Source organism: Paenibacillus sp. FSL H7-0326, from assembly GCF_001955535.1.
Classification (GTDB): domain Bacteria; phylum Bacillota; class Bacilli; order Paenibacillales; family Paenibacillaceae; genus Paenibacillus; species Paenibacillus shunpengii.
Map to the genome: position 1 here is coordinate 1741998 of NZ_MPVN01000001.1, position 19049 is coordinate 1761046.

Below are 19049 nucleotides of genomic sequence, written 5' to 3' on the forward strand. Positions count from 1 at the left end.
ATGTATGGAACAGTACATCAGCCATTTAAAGAAGTACCGTCAGCTTGCTGAACTCACTCAGGAGGAACTCGCAAACAAGGTCGGTGTCCGGCGCGAAACTATTATCCGGCTTGAATCGGCAAAGTACAACCCATCGCTGAAACTGGCGATTGACATCTCGCGTGCTGTTGGTGTGCAGATTGAGGAGATTTTCGAGTTTCCAAAGTAGTAATTCCCACGAGAGCATGAATACTCACCACCCGACGCTGCTATCTATTCAAAGAATGGTATTTATGATGGTGAACCAAGCCATAGTATTTATAGAGAGCTGGAAAAGCGATGAAATTCTCACATACACTTTTGTCCTCTTTAAGCCTATTGTCGATAGCCTAGTCGATACAAGCCCCTGTGATAGGCTCCGTGATTAACTAATTGAATCAGCACTTCCGATATGCGGGTTTGAGGTACTTTGGTAAATGGATTGTTTAGCCGTATCTTCTGTTTTACATCCGTTTGGGCTGAGAGCCATTCTACGTAGACAAATTCTTTACTTCGCAGCTTCACCCTCACCAAAGTGTGTCCGGCTGCCTCACACGCCGGACTTCTCACAAGCTGCCCCTTCCAATCGAAGATGAGGAAGAGATGCTTCTTGTGCTGGCTCCCCTGCGGAGGGAGCGAAAAGTTATCGGGAGAAGCGTAGCCGCTTGGACGTAACTTTCGCGAACGCAGCACCCTTGAGCCAGCACACAAGTTCTTTACTTCGCAGCTTTACCCCCAACCCAAGAGTGTCCGGCTGCCTCACACGCCGGACTTCTCACAAGCCGTCCCTTCCAATCGAAGATGAGGAAGGAATGGCTCTCTTCGCTGGCTCCCTTGCGGAGGGAGCGAAAAGTTATCGGGAGAAGCGTAGCCGCTTGGACGTAACTTTCGCGAACGCAGCACCCTTGAGCCAGCACACAAGTTCTTTACTTCGCAGCTTTACCCCCAACCCAAGAGTGTCCGGCTGCCTCACACGCCGGACTTCTCACAAGCCGTCCCTTCCAATCGAAGATGAGGAAGGAATGGCTCTCTTCGCTGGCTCCCCTGCGGAGGGAGCGAAAAGTTATCGGGAGAAGCGTAGCCGCTTGGACGAAACTTTCGCGAACGCAGCACCCTTGAGCCAGCACACAAGTTCTTTACTTCGCAGCTTCACCCCCAACCCAAGAGTGTCCGGCTGCCTCACACGCCGGACTTCTCACAAGCCGCCCCTTCCAATCGAAGATGAGGAAGGAATGGCTCTCTTCGCTGGCTCCCCTGCGGAGGGAGCGAAAAGTTATCGGGAGAAGCGTAGCGCTCGTATTTGGGAGGGAATGGCTTCCTTCTTATCTAATCCTATGCCATTCCCGGACAAGAACGATCGGACGAAACTTTCGCGAACGCAGCACCCTTGAGCCAGCACTATCTTTTAATCTTTTAATCTTTTAATCTTTTAATCTTTTAATCTTTTACTCTTTTTATCTTTTATTCTTTTACTCATCTTCACCAACTGCAATGAAGCCCCCCTCCTCCACAAGCTGCTGGCCTTCCTCTCCTTGAAGCCACTCCACTATCTCCCGTGCTGCATGATCCTCCGGCAGATCCGATCGGGTTACAGCATAGAGCTCAGCAGTGTACGGATATGTACCAGAACGGATGGTGTCCCTGCTCGGCATCACGTCATCGATTGCCAAAAATTTGACGTTTTCTTTCTGATACATCTCACTCGCATAATAATGAAACGAGTACCCGATGGCATTCTCTTCATTGTTGTATGCGGCCACTCGGTCAATCAAGCCGCCCATCAGGCTGACCTTCTGTTCCTTCGGCACCTCGGTGAGTACCGCATCGGCCATGACTCCTTTTTCCATAAAGGTCTGACTGCCGGAATTGGCCTCGCGCTGCAGAGCTAGAATCGGCTCATTTTTCCCTCCGACCTCACTCCAGTTCGTAATAAACCCGCCGTATATATCCTGAATCTGCTCTGTTGACAGACCGCTGATCGGATTATGATCGTTCACCAAAAATATAAATGCATCCTTCCCTACAGGATGAAGCTCCAGCTCCACCCCATTTTTGGTTGCTGTGGAGACCTCATCTTCAGAAGGGCCTGCAACAAAGATCAGATCCGCCCGTCCCTCAATTAGGTTAAGATAGGCCTCATGGGTCGTGTTAAACCGGGTATCTTCCGCTGCTCTCAGCTGATTAACACCGGTTAGTTCAGCCTTCAGCTTCTCAGCAAAAGGAATAGCTGCCGTCGCGCCATCAATCTGTGGATATTGATCCACCGTATAGCTCCCCTTTGGAACCGCCATGGAAATCAGCAGTGCGAGAACGCCCAGTACAGGAAACGCCCCCCATACGAGCATTCGGGTGCGTTGCTTCACGGCTACCTTAGCTCTCCCTTGCATCACAATACCAAGCATGAAACATATACTCGGGACAAGTGCCGCAACTAACGTAACAGCGACCATTCCCGCACCATATGCGGATAATACTTTCAATACCGGATTTGCCCAGTATAGATTCAGTGAATACCACATCCAGGACGAGCTCCACAGCTCCCTCGCATCTCCGTCTGACAGCTGCATTCCCAGCCCCCAATAATAAAGAGCGAATGCAAGCAGCGGTATAATCGACAGTAGAAGAATTCGCGAATACGCCCCTATCTCTCTGGATACATACGCACCAAAACTCACAAACACGGTAACCATTAAATAGAAGTAAACCGCCGCGATCAGAAACACACCAAGATCAGGTACTTGATGATGTAACAGCAGCTTTCCCGCCGGAACACCTATAATTCCCCCAAAAAAGAAAGACAGCACAACATACATTAAGCAGAATACGATGCTTTTTCTAAACCACAACCCCCATTTGGAGGATTTAACTTCCCCCTTCTTTGGTGCTTCATTTTTATCAGTCATTACTAATGCCCCCTATTTCTCTACGACAAAGTGTCTAACAAACCAGTTCTACCTTACCTAATATAAACGTAACTTTCCATAAAAAGTTGTACCGAAGAATTTATATTATAAGTGATAAATATCATTGCAAACCACAAAATTACAAAATTCAAACAACACGAATTTACATTGCTGAATGATACCGGGAAGTGGTATGATGCTAATGCACACTATTCCAACTAATTTAGTAGGTTATTTATTTATGCTCTTTTGAAGTTTGAATTCTACGACAATGGATACTAAGGATCTATCCTTCTGTCGTTTTTTTGTTTATGTAGACTACGGAGGAGGCTTATTCATGAAAAAGAAAAAACGTTCCACGATGGCTATAATTACCCTGGCTTTGTCTCTGGTTGTCAGCGCATGCGGAAGCGACAACAGCAGCTCGGAAGGCGGTAAAGTAAAAATCAGCTTTATTCATTGGAACAGCGAAGCTGCTGTATGGAACGAGCTTATCAGTGAATTCGAAACCGAGAATCCTAATATTGATGTGACCATGCAGACCTTCCCGTCCGAGCAGTATCAAACGACGGCGCAAGCCAAGCTCATGGATGGTTCGGTCGGTGATGTGTTCGCATCCTTCCCGGGAGCCCAGTTCGAATCCATTCTGAAGGCCGGTTTATATACGGATCTGACAGGTGAGGCCTTCGTCGATAACTACAAGCCTGATCTGATTGAATCCGGTGCAAAGGACGGCAAACAGTATGCATTGCCCTACAATCTGATCTACAATGTGCCGGTATATAATGCCGGACTCTTTGAACAATATGGTCTTACGCCGCCGACCGATTGGGAAGGCTTCCTCGCCCTCTGCGAGAAGCTGAAGAGCGAGGGTATTATCCCCATTGCCTTCCCCGGCGCAGATATCGGTCCCGGTCAATTCATGAACCCGATGATGATGAATAATGCACCGGACGAAGAAATCTTTGCCAAGCTGGAGTCTGGAGAAGCGAAGCTGACAGATGAATGGTGGGTTAAGACGCTTGCTCAGTTTAAGGAGTTAAATGACAAGGGTTACTTCCAGGAAGGTGCGCTGGGTACGAACACGGATGGTGCGATCGCCCTAATGGCTCAGGAAAAAGCAGCCATGATTGCAACAGGCTCCTATTCCATGTCTGCCATTCTCGCGGGTAACCCCGAATTAGATCTGAACCTGCTTGCACCGATCACAGTGCCTGCTGACGAAGCGACATACGAAGGCATTCATACAACAACGTTCATGCTGGGCATAAACAGTAAATCGAAGCATCCAGATGAAGCGAAGAAATTCCTTGAATTCTTAAGTACAGCAGAAGCTGCGGGCAAGGTAGCTAACGAAACCGAGCAGGATGTCCCTGTCAAGGATATTGAATATACATCGCCAGCACTGACAGCCATTAGTGACTGGAGTACAAAGAACACTCGTTTCCAGCCTCGTTACCTCATTACCAATATTGAGATTCAAAAAGCGGTAACCAGCTCGATTCAGGAAGTGATGTCAGGAATTACACCGGAGAAGGCTGCTGAGAATGCCCAAGCCATTGTTGACCAGCAGTTGAACCTGTAATTATGGGTGTACGCAAATCAATCTACTGGTTTTTCGTACCCGGCCTGCTCTTGTATCTCGTGTTTTTTATTTATCCCACCTTACAGGGGCTCTACTACTCCTTCACAGATTGGGACGGCATGTCGGATACGATGAACTTTGTTGGGCTCAGCAACTATGTCAATGTCGCGGAAAACACGATCTTTCACAAAGCCATCGGCAACAATCTGAAGTTCATGTTCAGTGTAGTTATTGTGCAGACGCTTGTATCACTGGTCCTATCGCTTCTGCTCGTCCGTAATTCCAAAGCCAACATCGGCCTGCGGGCGCTGTATTTCTTCCCGACGATTCTGTCGTCAGCGGCAGTAGGGTTTATCGGAACTTACATTTATGATCCAAATCTGGGACTGCTCAATGAGGTGCTGAATCGCATTGGCTTGTCCTTCCTTACTAACAACTGGCTGGGTGATCCGTCCATCGCGATTTATTCCGTTGCTGGCATCCAGGCATGGGCGCATATTGGTCAGATGGTTATTCTGTTCGTGGCCGGTCTGCATGGAATTCCGGAAGAAATTAATGAAGCGGCCAGACTAGATGGCGGCAACCGCTGGCAAATATTCCGATTCGTCACCTGGCCTCTGCTGGCACCGGCAGCTACACTGGTCATCGCCTACACAACGATTCAATCATTTAAGGCGTTTGATCTGATATATGTCATGACCCGCGGGGGTCCGGCTTACTCTACCGAGATCTTATCGACGTATATTTATTCTTCGGCTTATCAAAATTACAACTTCGGGCATGCTTCGGCAGCATCGATTTATTTCCTAGCTATTATTGCACTGGTCACCTTCTTGCAGTTCAAAGCGATTCGCTCAGACCGTGCTGTATAACAAAGCCTAGCATGTGAAAGGAGGAGTGTATCCCTTGTTTGCTCGAACGCTCGGCAAGCTGCTGCTCACGCTATACGCCATTATTATTTTGCTTCCGCTGCTTGTTGTCGTCATGGCAACGATGAAGGACCAGCAGCAATTCTATATGAATCCGATCGGAGTGCCTTCCTCCTTCTCGCTGGATAATTATATTCATTTATTTCAGAGCCAGCCGATGCTGATGTATTTCAGCAACAGTGTCATCGTCTCGTTCTCGACAGTCGCTGTACTGCTTGTTCTTGCAAGCATGATCTCGTTCGGACTGTACCGTCTTAAGAATAAAATATCACAAACAATATTGCTCCTGTTCGTCATTGGTCTCATGGTCCCTTCACAGGTCAACATGATTCCGATACACTCCTTCCTGCGGGATCTGGGGCTGACGAACAGCCGAATCGGTCTCATCCTCGTCTCCGTATCGGTTCTTATGCCGCTCTCTGTGTTCATGATCAACGGCTTCATGAAATCCTTGCCTAGAGAGGTGTTTGAATCCGCCAGTATCGATGGAGCTGGAGAGTCACGCATGTATCTCCAGATTGCGATGCCGCTCTCGGTCCCTTATCTAGCAGCGACGGCTACTTTCTTGTTCGTCTCGGTATGGAACGAGTTGCTGTTCCCGCTCCTGCTGATTACGGATCAATCGAAGATGACCCTCCCGCTGGCGCTGCTGCAGTTCCAGGGTGAGTATTCTACGAATTATCCAGGACTCTTGTCAGGCGTAGTCATCATATCTCTGCCTATGCTGGTCATGTTCTTGTTCCTACAGCGGTTCTTCATCTCAGGGGTGACGGCCGGCTCTCTCAAAGGTTAAATAAAACACACAAAAGGACAAGTCAAGGGTTATCCCCTCAGAGCTTGTCCTTTTGTGTGTTTTTCACGGTATTTGGCTGGTGAGATGCCCTCATAGCTCTTGAACGCTTTGGAGAAGGAGAACAGATCAGGATATCCCACAGATTGGGCAATTTCACCGAGCTTATAGTTTGTACCTGTGAGAAGCAGCTTCGCCTCATTCATCCGCAGCTCCTGCATATATTTCATCGGAGAAATACCATACGTTTTGTGGAATGTTTTAGTAAAATGTGTGCGCTCAACGCCAACATAATCAGCTACACTCTTGATGGTAATGCCTCCAGCGTAATGAATTTCCAGATACTCTTTACCCTGCTGGACCCAAGAAGGCTCTTCCGACGTCTCAGCCAGACTCGATTCATTCACAGCAAGTGCATCAAATACCTTCTGGAGATAGGTCAGCCGCGATAAATCGGTCAGCTCCATTCGGCAGTGATCGAACCACGACTTCATGATCTCAACGGCTTCATCATTCAGTCCTCCCTGCAAATGGGGTCTTGACGGCCCAAGACCTGCTCTTGCAAGCAAGGACAGCGCGTGCTTTCCGTCAAAGGCAAAAAAGATTTTCCGTAACGTCTTGTCCTCTGCGGTGTAATATTCGTGTGTAACTTGAGGAAAGAGACAGAACAAGTCCCCCGGGCGAAGCGAGTAGGTCTTTCCGCTCTGAATGAACGTCCCCTCGCCTTCAAGCACCATCAGCAGGTAGTAGTATGGCGTTACCCTTGGTCCAATACGATAGGCTGGTTTGGCAGCATTAGCCCCTAAACGGATGGGCCATGCAGCACTCCCCTTCTCATAAGCAGAGGGATTAAAAAAATGAATCTCCAGAAATTCGTGAACGTCTTCCTTCATATTTGTAAACATCTAACCCCTCCGATACCCACAAAATGATAAATCTTATTCCCTTCTATTGATATGGTTCAATTCGTTCAAGGTTGTTAAACTAATTACTGTACTATTCCTACCGTATTAGTTGTAATTATTTTTATACCAAATATATAGAGTGATTGACAATATTGCAAGCATACCTTGAAAGGAGTGCATGATAATGAGCACAACAGCACAATCCGTAGAGTTTGGTTGGTTTATTCCCACGAATGGGGATGGAAGATATATTGGTACCCTACTCGAGCGCAAGCCTTCCCAGGAATATTTCATACAGGTGGCACAAGCCGCAGAAAAGGCAGGGTACGAGTTCACACTCATTCCTGCCGGAGGAGATTGCTGGGATGGATGGATCGTCGGCTCTTGGGTCGCGGCTCATACCACCAAGCTGAAGCCGCTTATTGCCATGCGTCCAGGGCTTATCTCACCTGTGCTTGCAGCCCGTATGGCCTCCACTCTGGATCAAATGTCCGGCGGCCGTGCGCTCATCAATGTTGTTACTGGCCACTATCCTCAGGATCTCAAGGCAACCGGCGACCCGCTTCATGGAAGCCACGACGAACGTTATGAGCGGACGAAGGAATTTTTGGATGTCGTTAAAGGTGTCTGGGGCGAAGATGGCAGCGGAGCAGGATTTGATTATGAAGGCAAGCATTACTCGGTTGAAGGCGGTGTAAGCAAGCCCGCTCCTGTGCAGAATCCGCACCCGCCCCTATACTTTGGAGGAAGCTCCGTTTCAGGCAAGAAGGTTGCAGCGGAGAGCGCGGATGTCTACTTGATGTGGGCCGAGCCGCTGGAATGGATTCAAGGACAAATCGCCGAGATGGAGCAGCATCTTGCGGAACTGAAAGACAACACAGGTGTCGAACGCACGCTTCGATACGGAATTAGAGCTCAGCTTGTCGTGCGTGAGACAGAGGAAGAAGCTTGGGCAGCCGCCTGGAATATTCTGAGCAAGGTCGAACCCGATCAACTGAAGAATCAGGAGAAGCTTCATGCCAAGACAGATGCGACGAACCAGAAACGCCAGATGGATCTGTATGAGCAATCGAAGGAGCAGGACTATATTATCGGACCTAACCTATGGTCAGGCTTATCTGCCGTCCGCGGCGGCGGCGCCGTAGCCTTCGTCGGAACACCAGAGCAGGTGTCAGACAGACTGCTGGAATTTGTGGATGCGGGTGTCAGCTCCTTCATTCTCTCCGGATATCCACATTTGGAAGAAGCCGAAATTTCAGGTCGTCTATTGATGCCTTTAGTTAAGAAAAAGCTGGCTGACCGTTCCATTACAGTCAGTGTATAAATGTGTGTGGAGCCTAATCTCGATAAGGGATTAGGCTCTTTTGCTGCTGCACCGGCAGAATTTAATTAGCACATCGGTTCTCCAGGCACATTAATTCTCCAAGCCCATCGATATTTCCCCTCCTTCCTTCTTATCTATCATTTAAAGTTACATTGTGATCACTCAATTTATTGAGATATGATAGTAAAGAACGACAATACTTTCCAACGACTTCGATTTAGGAGGATTATAGGTATGAGTGATAAACGAGGCATTACAGCAGAAGATCTGTATCGATTCGTCTGGACAAGCGATCCTTCTGTTTCTCCCAATGGAGAACGTGTGGCTTATGTATCCAAGACCGTTAACAAGGATCGTGACGGATATAGCTCTCATATCCGGATGGTAGAGCTGGGCAGTCATGAGGATATCGCATTTACAAGCGGTGAACAGGATCGTCAGCCGATATGGTCCCCCGATGGAGGGAAGCTTGCTTTTATACGTAACCATCAAGACAAGCCACAGGTCTGGGTTATCCCTGCTAATGGCGGTGAGGCGCAGATCGTTACCCATGCTGAGCATGGCGTAAGCGGGTTTGCGTGGTCACCGGACAGCAGCCAGCTGTTGTTCCGTACGCAAGTTGAACCACAGTCAGACGCTGAGACAGATTCGAATGAATCAAAAGAATCGAAAGAAACAAAGAAAGACACAGCAGATTCCAAGAAGCCGCTGGAAGAAGAAATCATTGATCGAATTCGTTATAAAGCCGACGGGACAGGACGCTGGAACGGACGCAGATCTCATCTATACATACAACAATTAGAGTCCAATGCCGCCGCAGCTCCGTTAACAGGTGGAGACTATGACATCGGAGATTTCTGCTGGTCACCGGATGGAGAGAATATCGCTTTCGTTGCGAAAATATCAGAGGATGACACAGACCCGGATCTCAGTTTGATTACCGACGTCTACGTCATCAATGCAAGTGGAGAGAATCGCCGGAAGCTCACCTCTTCCGAATGGTCAGTATATGCTGTCAGTTACTCCCCGGATGGGAAGAAGCTTGCCATCTTCGGAAGTGATCGTTCTCATCATAACGCGACCCAAGTGAATCTGTTCATTCGTCCTGTTCAGGACGGTGAATGGCTGTCCGTAACGAAAGCACATGATATCCAGCTCAGCAACTCCATGGTAACCGACATGCGATCCGGCACTCGTTCTAACGGACCTGTGTTCAGTCAGGATGGTCAATCGGTATACAGTCTGGTCTCGCGTGAGGGCGGTGTACACCTGGCAAAGATTGCAGCAGATGGTTCTGGCTGCGAATGGATCTCGCAAGGCAATCGAGATATTTATCAATTTGAGAAGTTTACTGACGAGAAATTCATCCTTGCTGCTGCAGATCCGGCTCAGCCGGGAGATCTGTTCCTCCTCGATACCGAATCACAGCTTGAGAGCAGACTTACACAGCACAATGAGGCCTTCCTCCAAGAAATTGAACTCATTCAGCCGGAAGAATTCTACTATAAGGCATCGGACGGGCAACCTATTCAAGGCTGGGTGATGAAGCCCGCAGGAATACCAAACGGAACAAAAATCCCGACCGTGCTCGAAATTCATGGCGGTCCGCATGCCATGTATGGATTTACGTTCATGCTGGAATTTCAGCTGCTGGCATCTAGAGGCTATGCGGTCATTTATACGAATCCACGCGGCGGCCACGGATACAGCCAGGAATTCGTTAATGCCGTGCGTGGAGATTATGGCGGCAGAGATTACGCAGATCTCATGGAAGCTGTAGACTATGCATTGACTGAATACGATTTTGTGGATGAATCTCAGCTCTTCGTAACAGGTGGCAGCTATGGCGGATTTATGACCAACTGGATTGTAGGGCATACGAACCGGTTCAAGGCAGCAGTTACGCAGCGCTCCATCTCCAACTGGATCTCCTTCTACGGCGTCAGCGACATCGGATTCTTCTTCACGGAGGATCAAATTGGCGGTGACGTATGGAAGAATACCGAGCTATTGTGGAAGCACTCTCCCCTGGCTTATGTCGAACAAGTGGAGACTCCACTTCTAATTCTTCATGGAGAAGAGGATCATCGGTGTCCGATCGAGCAGGCAGAGCAGCTCTTCATTGCACTGAAACGGCTTGGCAAGAAGACTCAGTTCATTCGATTCCCGAAATCCAGCCATGAGCTGTCACGCGGCGGACATCCAGGTCTGCGTGTCAAACGCTTGAATCATATTGTCCGCTGGTTTGACGAGCATAAATAAGCTCGTGATCGAACTTCAAACCTCTAAAGAATAATCATGAGGCAAGGCTGCACATCGTCACCACTTCTACATGAATGGTGATGAATGACGTGCAGCCTTGCTTCAGCTTCAATATAGAATCGATACGAGAGTATTAGAGCAGCTTGCCCGCTCCTGTGACTACCTGCTTCACCTTCGACTCCAGTTTATACTGTTCTTCCTTTTGTCTTACAATGTCCTCTGCAATGGTGCATAATGCTGTAATCGATGACAGAACCGCTGTACCCTCCTTCTTCTTCACCACCAGATTAAAATTTTTCATTTCCTCTGTAAATCGTTTCTTCGCTGCAGATATATTGCTCTTGGCCGCTCTAATCTGTACCTGGACCGGATTTTTCTGGGCGAGTGCTGTCCTGACCTTCTTGACTTCGGCGTCTCTCGCCTTTTTTGCCCCGGTCAGCTTGTCCTGTTTACGTTTGATCTCTTCCTTTGCGAGCGTAACCGCAACTTTGGTCGAATCTACCTGCGACTCCACTGCAGCAGTCAGATTCTTGTTCTTCAGCTTTCTTACAAGGGTCAGCTCCTTGTTCAGGGATGAATAGAGTGCAAACAGTGGTTCATACCGTTTCTTCGTGTTCGCCACGTCCTGTGTTAATATTTCAATCTGTGCAGCTTCATGCTGTCTGAGTCGTTCAAGCAGTCTGGTTTCTAATTCCTTATTCGCATAGTAAATCGCCCGGATCTGCTGATCAAGGGATTGATCCTGCTGTTGGAGGGTCTTCAGCCTGCTCTCCTGCTTACGGAGCTCGGATGACATGGTCGTGCCCGACGACGATACGGTTTGATCCAGCATCTTCTTGCCCGTAATGGACAATTCGAACCCTGCCGCAAGAGCTGAAGGTACAGTTAGCGTTATCGCTAGGCCGATGGAGGCGAGCAGCAGCCCGCCTTTTTTCCACCATGTACTTAGCACGCCCACCTTCCTAATCCCTGATGCTTGAATCTCACTAGACTTATTCACGTTCGTTCATTCTCCCTTCTCACTTCGATTGTTTTCTCTGATCCACTTAAATAAAAACGCATAAACACAAAAAAACCCGCAAGAATAGGCATCCTGCCTGTTCTTACGGGTTCTTCCTCATAAGCCGTTCATATTCAAATCGGATCTATTCATATATACTTTATTTTCCATCTAGCGTCAAGCAGCACGCTCTACATACCCTCTGGATAATGCTCCATGCCTTCAATTAATACTTGACCTGAATTCAGCTTCATCTTTACGAGATAGGGGGTATCCAGATCGTCATCAGAATGTACAGTAAAGAAAGTTTTGTTCTTCAGAACATCCCATAGACTTTCTTCCTTGGTCACTTTCGCTTCTCCAGATAGCTGGGCCATATGTTCGTAGTATTTATTCTCCAATTCCAGATCATCGGAATTTCCAGTGAACCCAGTGTTCGCAATGTTTCTCGTAATCGTCATCTCACGGATATCGGAAGGAGTTATCCTCGCTTGATCGGCAAGACCCTTCTCTTCCATCCAGGCTTCCAGCTCCTCATAGGATTTGCTCCAATCTATGCTCCGATAGTTGCCATAAGGTAGATTAGGACTCGAGAGGTCAATGGAAGCCCAGCTGTTCCCCATCTCAAGCTGTTCCTCATAGCTCATGTTCATAATTTCTTTAAGTAAGATCTGCTTGAATTCCTGAAGGTCTTCCGGATCCGTAATGACAACTCTTTTATCAGCACCGTAACTTGAAATGGTTGCTCTGAACGTATCTTCATCGGTCAGACCTTTCAGAACATACTGCTTCTTGTACTCTTCATGCTCCATGACCCTTCTAAGACTGTCCTCCAGTTGACCTTCTTGCAGAACATACTCACGGACCCATTTGTTCCCACTCTCTAGCTCGTAAGCAATGATTAAATTTCTGGAATGGTCTGAAGCCTGTACAGGAGTAATCTCACCTGCCTCATATTGGGCAACAAGATCTTGATGCAGCTGAAGGACCGCTTCAATATAGGCAGGATTATGACTGAAGCTCTCGCTGGTCAGCTTTGCGGGGACCTGCATTTGATTTACCATATCCATATCAATAAGGTTATTGAATTGATTAGATACAGCAACACCTTTGATGTCCGTCGCCTTAGGGACACGAGCTTCAAAGCCATCTATATTGGATACAGGCAGATATAGCAGCAGCAGTAGCAATAGACCATAACCTAAGGAGCTTGCGAGTATGCGTTTGCTCCATATGAGCCAAGTCTTGCGGACGACCATCTCGGCAATAAGACATCCTAGCATACCGCCGATTATATACCCGAAGATTGAAACTCCATTGCTATGTCTATTGTCCTCAAACAGATAGGCGCCAAACACCATAGAAATAAACAGCATAACGAGCAAGCGGAACAGCAGTGTCATGAAAGGAAAGACAATAGCTCGTCCGGAGGCGGCCGTATCTCTTTTTCGATATAAAAAATAACTGATTATAATAAATACGACACCTAGCAGCAAGTAAATAAGAAGCTCCCGCAAACCGAAGGGTTGACTCGACAGACCCGTCAGCCTGAGGAAGGGCGAAATGGTACCTAGTTCAAATCCAGTGCTATATCCCCTTTCATAATATTCTCTAGAGAAGCCGAACAGATATCGGTCCAGATGAACCACACCCAGCACAAGCAGCCACGCCGGGGTCAGGAGCAGACCATAGGTTACAATCAGCTGAAGGATCGTTTGTCCAAGACTTACTGCAAGCAGGAGCGTGAGTCCACACAAAAACAATGTAATTGCAGTAGACATCAACGCCCACTCCCACACAATGGACAGTTCATATATATAGTGATAGCTTGCAAGCGGACGTATTAATGCGGTTATAACAGCTACCACCCACACAGGTATTAGTAATAGAATCAGTGCACTGAACAGATGAGAAGTAAGCAGCTGGTTTCGTGTAATCGGCAAGCTGTGGTATAAATCAGACGGAGCCTTACGATGCAAGTATCGAAAAATAAAGGTCACAGTAAAGATGGGAAAAATCAGCAGCAGATTAAGCGTCAGGCCACCTGAAACATCAAACAAAGAATCAATCTCTCTGCTTTGTTCATCGGTCATAGACTGCAGCATCATAACAATTGGCAGCAAAAAGGACAAAGCAAGCAAATACAATATCCCAATCCATCCATGCTGCCTCAAGTCTTGGAGAATTACTCCACGGTTAAAGAATAATCGGATGGATGTCATAGCCCACGTCCTCCATTTCATAGATAAAGATCTCTTCCAGCGTCAGCGGTAGCATATCAAGCACATAAGGATTAAATGCCTTGAATGCTTCCTTCACTTCCTGCTCATTGCCTTTCACGATATAAATTTCCACACTTCCCCGCTTCTCTCCATGAAGTATGCGAACATGGCTGGACAGGGTCTCCTCATGACGGTCATCTCGGAAGGCTACCTGAATCTTGTGGGTATCGGCCTTCAGATCATCCAGATCCTTCTCAACCATGAGCACTCCGTTATGCATGATCCCGATATGGTCGCACATATCCTCGATTTCTCTTAGATTATGAGAAGAAATAACGACTGTCAGTTCTCGTTCAGCTGCCTCCTGAAATAATAAATTCTTGATCATCTTACGCATGACCGGGTCAAGCCCATCGATAGGTTCATCCAGCAGCAATACATCCGGCATACAGCTGAGAGCCAGCATAAAAGCAGCCTGGCGCTGCATCCCCTTAGACATTCTGTACAGCTTCCGCGTAAGGTCCAGCTTGAACACCAATTCCAGCTGACGAAACCGTTCTTCATTCCACCCGGGATACATTCTCTTGTAAAAGGCAGCCATTTGGCGAATCGAAGTATGAGGGAAGAAGTAAGGAATATCGGACATAAAAATAATCCGCCTTTTTAATTGCGTGTTCTCATAAACGGGTGCGCCGTCAATGGTCACACTTCCCTTGTCAGGCTTATAGATTCCTGCCATTGTTTTTAACAGCGTCGTCTTGCCTGCTCCGTTCGATCCCAAGAGGCCGAATATCGAGCCCTTCCGAACAGTAAGGGACAGATGATTCACCGCTGCCTCTGTCTCAAATACTTTCGTTACACCCGATACTTCAATCATGTTCTTCCCCCTCTACCCGATCCAAATGACGATCCTGCTGTGCCTTCTGATAAATCTCCCTGATTTCACCTTCCGTCACTCCCAAATAGACCGCTTCCGTAAGCAGCTTATGTATCTCCAGCTTCAGTTCCTGTTTTCGCTGATCAAGAGGTCTATGCTCTACCTTAGCAACAAAACTTCCCTTGCCCTGCAAAGAATAAATATATCCGTCCCGCTCCAGCTCACGGTAAGCCTTCTGAATCGTATTCGGATTCACGGTAAGCTCAGCTGACAAATGTCTTACAGAGGGCAGCTGCTCATCTGGCTTCAGCATTTCCATCATGATCAACTCCTTAATTCGTTCAATTAACTGCTCATATATCGGTTTACGGCTGCGCACATCCAGTTCAAACATCGGATACCTCCTTCATAAGTGATCAATGCAAATGTTACGATGAAGAGTACATTAGAAAATGCACAGCACTGAATTAACTGTACTATTACTTATAATACAGTTATTCATGATACTGTCAATAAACACTTTGATATGTCACTTTCTTAAAAATGGTATAATTAAATCGCATTACACACCTGACTCTACGTCACCAGAAGGAGCTGAGCTGCATCATGTCATCTCGAATCTTGATCGTCACGGCCGTTGAGGCAGAGCGGAAGGCTATAGAGGACGGCCTGAAAGTCCCCGAGCATTATCACGTCATTGCAGGAGGAGCCGGACCTGCGTCCGCCGCGGCAGCAACCGCAGCAGCACTGGCTTCTGATTCGTACAAACTGGTCATTAATGCAGGAATTGGCGGCGGCTTCCCGGGGCGTGCCGAACTCGGAGACATCGTTATTTCTACAGAAATAATACAAGCCGATCTAGGCTCCGAGACAGCAGAAGGATTCCGCAGTGTGGACGAGCTCGGGTTCGGCACATCACGAGTAACCGCCAATCCCGATGCAATTCAATCCATTCTATCCGCCCTGCAGACATCAACAGATATACCTGTCCACTGCGGCCCCATCATTACGGTATCGACTACAACCGGAACGGCTCAAACCGCCGAGGAATTGTTAAGACGTATTCCTGAGGCCTGCGCAGAATCCATGGAGGGGTATGGCGTCGCTGCTGCAGCAAGCTATATGAATGTACCTGTACTCGAGATCAGAGCGATCTCTAACACCGTGGGTCCGCGTAACCGGGATGCGTGGCGCATTCCAGAAGCACTGCAAGCTCTAACCACAGCCAGTCAGAACTTATCGGAGGTCTTGTAATATGAACATTGTTTACTCACCGTGTCCGAATGACACATTTGTCTTTCACGCTCTAGTCCATGGGCAGATTCCGAACACTCCAGATTTCACGGTTACATACGCAGATATTGATGTGACGAATACGCTTGTTACGAAGCCGAGCGACTATGATATCCTCAAAATTTCTTACGCCGCCCTGCCATGGCTCTCTGATGAATATCGCCTCATTCCATGCGGCGGTGCCCTCGGCAGAGGCAACGGTCCACTGGTATTAACAGCCGATCAGAATACTAAGCCGGAGGATCTCACTGGCAAGAGAGTTGCTGTACCAAGTGAGCGCTCAACCGCCTATCTCCTGTTCCGACTATGGGCTGCACAGAATGTACCTGACGGCATCGGTGAAATTGTTGTGATGCCTTTTGACCAGATTATGCCGGCCGTTCGCGATGGCAAGATCGATGCCGGCCTCGTCATTCATGAAGCCAGATTCACGTACCCGTCATACGGTCTCACATTAATGGCCGATATGGGTACATGGTGGGAAGCGGATACGGGTCTTCCGATTCCGCTCGGTGCCATCGTTGCCCGCCGTAATCTTGATCCTGCTGAGATTACTTCCTGGATTCAAGCTTCCGTTGATTATGGCTGGAAGCATCCCGAGCAGTCCAGACCCTATATTCTCTCTCATGCACAAGAAATGGATCCTGAAGTTGCACAGCAGCATATCAATCTCTATGTCAATGAATTCACCAGAGATCTGGGTGAAGAAGGCTTCGGTGCGATTGAAGCTCTCTTGGGCCGTGCTGCTGCAGAAGGTCTCGTACCTGGAATAGATTTTGAGAAATTAAGAAGCTAAATACAGTGAACTCCTGATCGGTTGTTCTACACCTGATGCTCAGCATATAACTTATAGCTGCATCCAAATCGAGCACAGCAAGAAGAAGCCTGTACGGTTATTCCCGTCAGGCTTCTTTCTTATTTGCAATAGATGATCAGGAGCAGCCGCCTGATTAATCCGTTAACAATATAGGCAATATCAATCGAAACGTCGAACCCTCTCCCAGCACACTATGAACCGTAATGGAGCCTTTGTGATCCTGAGCAATCTTCTGGCAGAGAGACAGACCAAGTCCAGTTCCATCCTCCTTCGTCGTATAGAAGGGATTGAAGATCTGCTGAAACTGGTCAGGAGCGATTCCTATTCCGGTGTCTTGAATCTGGATGACGGCTTTATTATCAGCCCGGCTCACCCTAATCTTCACTTCACCTGGAGTCTCCATCGCCTCAAGCGCGTTGCGCACAAGATTAAGCAGCACTTGAACAATCTTGTCTCGGTCCATATAGATGTACATCGACTCGTCCTCAATGTCCAAAGTCAGCTGATGTCCTCGTGATATCGCGTCTGACTCAGACAAGGAAACAACTCTTTCAGTACACACCGTCAGCGACTCTGACCTCATATTGCTGGCATGCGGCTTGGAGAACTGAAGAAATTCGGCGGTCAGCTCCGTCACTCTCGTAATTTCACTCATAATCACCTCATACCAGGGCTTAATATTATAGGACTGAATCTTGGACAGCTGCACAAATCCACGAATCGCAGTAAGCGGATTGCGAACCTCGTGAGCCATTCCTGCCGCCAGTTCACCGACAACCTTCATCTTCTCCGATCTGAACAAGTCCTCCTCCCGCTGAAGCCACTGCTCCCGCCTCATCTGAAACAGCTTGTCCTCTGCCTTCATAATGAGCTGATTATGATCTTCACTCTCCTCAGGATGGGAAACGATACTGTACGACACCTGATAACCGAGTGAATCCATTTCCAGCAAAGCACCGATATGATCCGGTATATAATATTCAGTGGGCAGCAGCAAGGCATAGCGGTCTCCTGCATATCTGGAAACACCATACGCATTAGGGAAAGTGGAGGTAAGAGCCTTGCCCAGGTTAACGAGCGCCTCATTCCCGCTCTCCAATCCATCATGATTGTAAGATTTGAAATTTTGTAAATCCAGCAGTATTAAATAAAAAGGAACTTTTTTGGATATCAAGGCTTGTATTTGGTTCATATAACCAAGGTAATTGAGAAGGCCGGTTAGTGGATCGTGGGTAGTAAGATAGTCATTCTTATCGCGAAGGACCTGCTTCTCTGTTTCGGCACGAATGACATAATGAAAGAGAAAAACGATAAATATCAAAGTCAAGAAGTCAAAAGTTGTAACAAGAATATTATACGCACTGATAGGAACATAACTTAAACGAATAATCGTATACTGCAGAATCAGCAGTACAGAGACAGGCAAAGTTTTCTTGTAAGATTGCTTCTTATCGAAGATTGTCATGATCATAATATAGTACAGAAGTACACACCAGTTCAGCTGAGTGGTATATTGAAAAATACCGAGCAGAATCAGCTGAATCCAGAGAAAACGCGGATACTTATGATCTAATGTAACGGATAATAATAGCAGAATGCCCACGACAATCATGGCACACAAACGGTGCGTGCTCTGACCCAAAATAGAAGATGCGATAATGATAAGCAAGCAGCTAATCGGAAAGAAAATCAACTTGAGTCGATGGATTAACAATCGTTTTTGCACTCCCCTATGACTGTTTTCAAATATAGCAGTATAGATAAGTGCATTATATACCATGAATGTGAAGATTGTTGTCGAATAGTGGAAAAAATCGGCTGTAAAATCTATAATCTTGCCGGGATGTTAAATCACGTTGCTCTGCCGCCTGCTCTTGATCTTAAGCTCGTAGGTATTATATCCCTCCTTCAGCTTGCGATGAATTTCTTGTATTTTCTTTACATCCTCAAAAGAATATCTTCGACTTCCCCCTTTCGTTCGTGCTGGAAAGACAAGCTGCTTCTCCTCATAGTAACGAATTTGTCTCTCCGACAACCCTGTCAATTCTTTCACCATACCAATACTCATAATTTGATCACTCATCACAAACACCCCTAATGTTAGATTACTTACCATAATAATGG

18 protein-coding genes are annotated in these 19049 nt (G+C 47.3%); 9 read left to right on the plus strand and 9 right to left on the minus strand.

The window, feature by feature from the left end; translation table 11 throughout:
• The first annotated feature begins 4 nt into the window (after positions 1-4).
• Positions 5-208 carry a helix-turn-helix transcriptional regulator gene (locus tag BK126_RS08535; protein ID WP_076312135.1) on the plus strand — a complete coding sequence of 68 codons (204 nt, stop codon included), beginning with the start codon at positions 5-7 and terminating at the stop codon, positions 206-208.
• A 146-nt stretch (positions 209-354) separates the two neighbouring features.
• On the opposite strand, the gene BK126_RS29060 is transcribed toward BK126_RS08535, so the two are convergent.
• On the minus strand, positions 355-588 hold the full coding sequence (locus tag BK126_RS29060; RefSeq protein ID WP_143757694.1) for a DinB family protein: 234 nt from the start codon (positions 586-588) through the stop codon (positions 355-357).
• Positions 589-683: 95 nt separating this feature from the next.
• Between BK126_RS29060 and BK126_RS08540 the strand changes: the two genes are divergently transcribed.
• Positions 684-1409: a hypothetical protein gene (locus BK126_RS08540; RefSeq protein WP_143757695.1), complete on the plus strand. Its 726-nt coding sequence runs from the start codon at positions 684-686 to the stop codon at positions 1407-1409.
• 78 nt (positions 1410-1487) lie between these two features.
• On the opposite strand, the gene BK126_RS08545 is transcribed toward BK126_RS08540, so the two are convergent.
• A complete protein-coding gene (locus tag BK126_RS08545) occupies positions 1488-2921 on the minus strand; it encodes a PstS family phosphate ABC transporter substrate-binding protein (protein WP_076312137.1) in 1434 nt (477 codons plus the stop codon).
• A 337-nt stretch (positions 2922-3258) separates the two neighbouring features.
• Here BK126_RS08545 and BK126_RS08550 point away from each other — a divergent pair, with 337 nt between their 5' ends.
• Genes BK126_RS08550 through BK126_RS08560 form a run of 3 tightly spaced genes read left to right on the plus strand, consistent with a single transcriptional unit; the run spans position 3259 to position 6228 of the window.
• Complete coding sequence (locus BK126_RS08550; RefSeq protein WP_076312138.1) at positions 3259-4506, plus strand: ABC transporter substrate-binding protein; 1248 nt, start codon at positions 3259-3261, stop codon at positions 4504-4506.
• A 2-nt stretch (positions 4507-4508) separates the two neighbouring features.
• Positions 4509-5378 carry a carbohydrate ABC transporter permease gene (locus tag BK126_RS08555; protein ID WP_076312139.1) on the plus strand — a complete coding sequence of 290 codons (870 nt, stop codon included), beginning with the start codon at positions 4509-4511 and terminating at the stop codon, positions 5376-5378.
• Between the two features lie 25 nt (positions 5379-5403).
• Entirely contained in the window at positions 5404-6228 is an 825-nt protein-coding gene (locus BK126_RS08560; RefSeq protein WP_305954035.1) for a carbohydrate ABC transporter permease, read from the plus strand.
• Positions 6229-6257: 29 nt separating this feature from the next.
• Here the strand turns inward: BK126_RS08560 and BK126_RS08565 are convergent, their stop codons facing one another.
• Positions 6258-7130 carry an AraC family transcriptional regulator gene (locus BK126_RS08565; protein ID WP_076312141.1) on the minus strand — a complete coding sequence of 291 codons (873 nt, stop codon included), beginning with the start codon at positions 7128-7130 and terminating at the stop codon, positions 6258-6260.
• 184 nt (positions 7131-7314) lie between these two features.
• Here BK126_RS08565 and BK126_RS08570 point away from each other — a divergent pair, with 184 nt between their 5' ends.
• The gene (locus BK126_RS08570) at positions 7315-8454 is read left to right on the plus strand and encodes an LLM class flavin-dependent oxidoreductase (RefSeq protein WP_076312142.1); all 1140 of its coding nucleotides are present in this window, start codon (positions 7315-7317) and stop codon (positions 8452-8454) included.
• A gap of 234 nt (positions 8455-8688) precedes the next feature.
• The gene (locus BK126_RS08575) at positions 8689-10716 is read left to right on the plus strand and encodes a S9 family peptidase (protein ID WP_076312143.1); all 2028 of its coding nucleotides are present in this window, start codon (positions 8689-8691) and stop codon (positions 10714-10716) included.
• Between the two features lie 133 nt (positions 10717-10849).
• On the opposite strand, the gene BK126_RS08580 is transcribed toward BK126_RS08575, so the two are convergent.
• The 4 genes from BK126_RS08580 to BK126_RS08595 all read right to left on the minus strand — a co-directional run bounded on the left by BK126_RS08580 (position 10850) and on the right by BK126_RS08595 (position 15209).
• Positions 10850-11716: a kinetochore Spc7 family protein gene (locus BK126_RS08580; protein ID WP_076312144.1), complete on the minus strand. Its 867-nt coding sequence runs from the start codon at positions 11714-11716 to the stop codon at positions 10850-10852.
• A 191-nt stretch (positions 11717-11907) separates the two neighbouring features.
• The gene (locus tag BK126_RS08585; RefSeq protein ID WP_076312145.1) at positions 11908-13938 is read right to left on the minus strand and encodes a DUF6449 domain-containing protein; all 2031 of its coding nucleotides are present in this window, start codon (positions 13936-13938) and stop codon (positions 11908-11910) included.
• Positions 13913-14815, minus strand: coding sequence for an ABC transporter ATP-binding protein (locus BK126_RS08590; protein ID WP_076312146.1), 903 nt, complete (start codon positions 14813-14815; stop codon positions 13913-13915). The genes BK126_RS08585 and BK126_RS08590 overlap by 26 nt, the downstream gene beginning before the upstream one ends.
• Complete coding sequence (locus BK126_RS08595; protein WP_076312147.1) at positions 14808-15209, minus strand: GntR family transcriptional regulator; 402 nt, start codon at positions 15207-15209, stop codon at positions 14808-14810. Before BK126_RS08595 ends, BK126_RS08590 begins: the two co-directional genes overlap by 8 nt.
• A 212-nt stretch (positions 15210-15421) precedes the next feature.
• Here BK126_RS08595 and BK126_RS08600 point away from each other — a divergent pair, with 212 nt between their 5' ends.
• Together BK126_RS08600 and BK126_RS08605 are read left to right on the plus strand one after the other, a co-directional pair.
• The gene (locus tag BK126_RS08600) at positions 15422-16069 is read left to right on the plus strand and encodes a futalosine hydrolase (protein ID WP_076312148.1); all 648 of its coding nucleotides are present in this window, start codon (positions 15422-15424) and stop codon (positions 16067-16069) included.
• A gap of 1 nt (position 16070) precedes the next feature.
• Positions 16071-16904 (plus strand): 1,4-dihydroxy-6-naphtoate synthase, encoded by an 834-nt coding sequence (locus BK126_RS08605; protein WP_076312149.1) that lies wholly within the window; start codon positions 16071-16073, stop codon positions 16902-16904.
• A 154-nt stretch (positions 16905-17058) separates the two neighbouring features.
• Here BK126_RS08605 and BK126_RS08610 read toward each other — a convergent pair whose 3' ends face one another.
• Together BK126_RS08610 and BK126_RS08615 are read right to left on the minus strand one after the other, a co-directional pair.
• Positions 17059-18639 (minus strand): sensor histidine kinase, encoded by a 1581-nt coding sequence (locus tag BK126_RS08610; RefSeq protein WP_076312150.1) that lies wholly within the window; start codon positions 18637-18639, stop codon positions 17059-17061.
• A gap of 132 nt (positions 18640-18771) precedes the next feature.
• Positions 18772-19008 carry a MerR family transcriptional regulator gene (locus tag BK126_RS08615; protein ID WP_076312616.1) on the minus strand — a complete coding sequence of 79 codons (237 nt, stop codon included), beginning with the start codon at positions 19006-19008 and terminating at the stop codon, positions 18772-18774.
• Positions 19009-19049: the final 41 nt, after the last annotated feature.

What these genes read in the sequence shown, in the direction of transcription:
- BK126_RS08535 (WP_076312135.1), top strand. Translation starts at nt 5, where the DNA reads ATGGAACAGTACATCAGCCATTTAAAGAAGTACCGTCAGCTTGCTGAA.
- BK126_RS08565 (WP_076312141.1), bottom strand. Translation starts at nt 7,130, where the DNA reads ATGTTTACAAATATGAAGGAAGACGTTCACGAATTTCTGGAGATTCAT.
- BK126_RS08545 (WP_076312137.1), bottom strand. Translation starts at nt 2,921, where the DNA reads ATGACTGATAAAAATGAAGCACCAAAGAAGGGGGAAGTTAAATCCTCC.
- BK126_RS08550 (WP_076312138.1), top strand. Translation starts at nt 3,259, where the DNA reads ATGAAAAAGAAAAAACGTTCCACGATGGCTATAATTACCCTGGCTTTG.
- BK126_RS08590 (WP_076312146.1), bottom strand. Translation starts at nt 14,815, where the DNA reads ATGATTGAAGTATCGGGTGTAACGAAAGTATTTGAGACAGAGGCAGCG.
- BK126_RS08615 (WP_076312616.1), bottom strand. Translation starts at nt 19,008, where the DNA reads ATGAGTGATCAAATTATGAGTATTGGTATGGTGAAAGAATTGACAGGG.
- BK126_RS08600 (WP_076312148.1), top strand. Translation starts at nt 15,422, where the DNA reads ATGTCATCTCGAATCTTGATCGTCACGGCCGTTGAGGCAGAGCGGAAG.
- BK126_RS08595 (WP_076312147.1), bottom strand. Translation starts at nt 15,209, where the DNA reads ATGTTTGAACTGGATGTGCGCAGCCGTAAACCGATATATGAGCAGTTA.
- BK126_RS08575 (WP_076312143.1), top strand. Translation starts at nt 8,689, where the DNA reads ATGAGTGATAAACGAGGCATTACAGCAGAAGATCTGTATCGATTCGTC.
- BK126_RS08585 (WP_076312145.1), bottom strand. Translation starts at nt 13,938, where the DNA reads ATGACATCCATCCGATTATTCTTTAACCGTGGAGTAATTCTCCAAGAC.
- BK126_RS08605 (WP_076312149.1), top strand. Translation starts at nt 16,071, where the DNA reads ATGAACATTGTTTACTCACCGTGTCCGAATGACACATTTGTCTTTCAC.
- BK126_RS08570 (WP_076312142.1), top strand. Translation starts at nt 7,315, where the DNA reads ATGAGCACAACAGCACAATCCGTAGAGTTTGGTTGGTTTATTCCCACG.
- BK126_RS08555 (WP_076312139.1), top strand. Translation starts at nt 4,509, where the DNA reads ATGGGTGTACGCAAATCAATCTACTGGTTTTTCGTACCCGGCCTGCTC.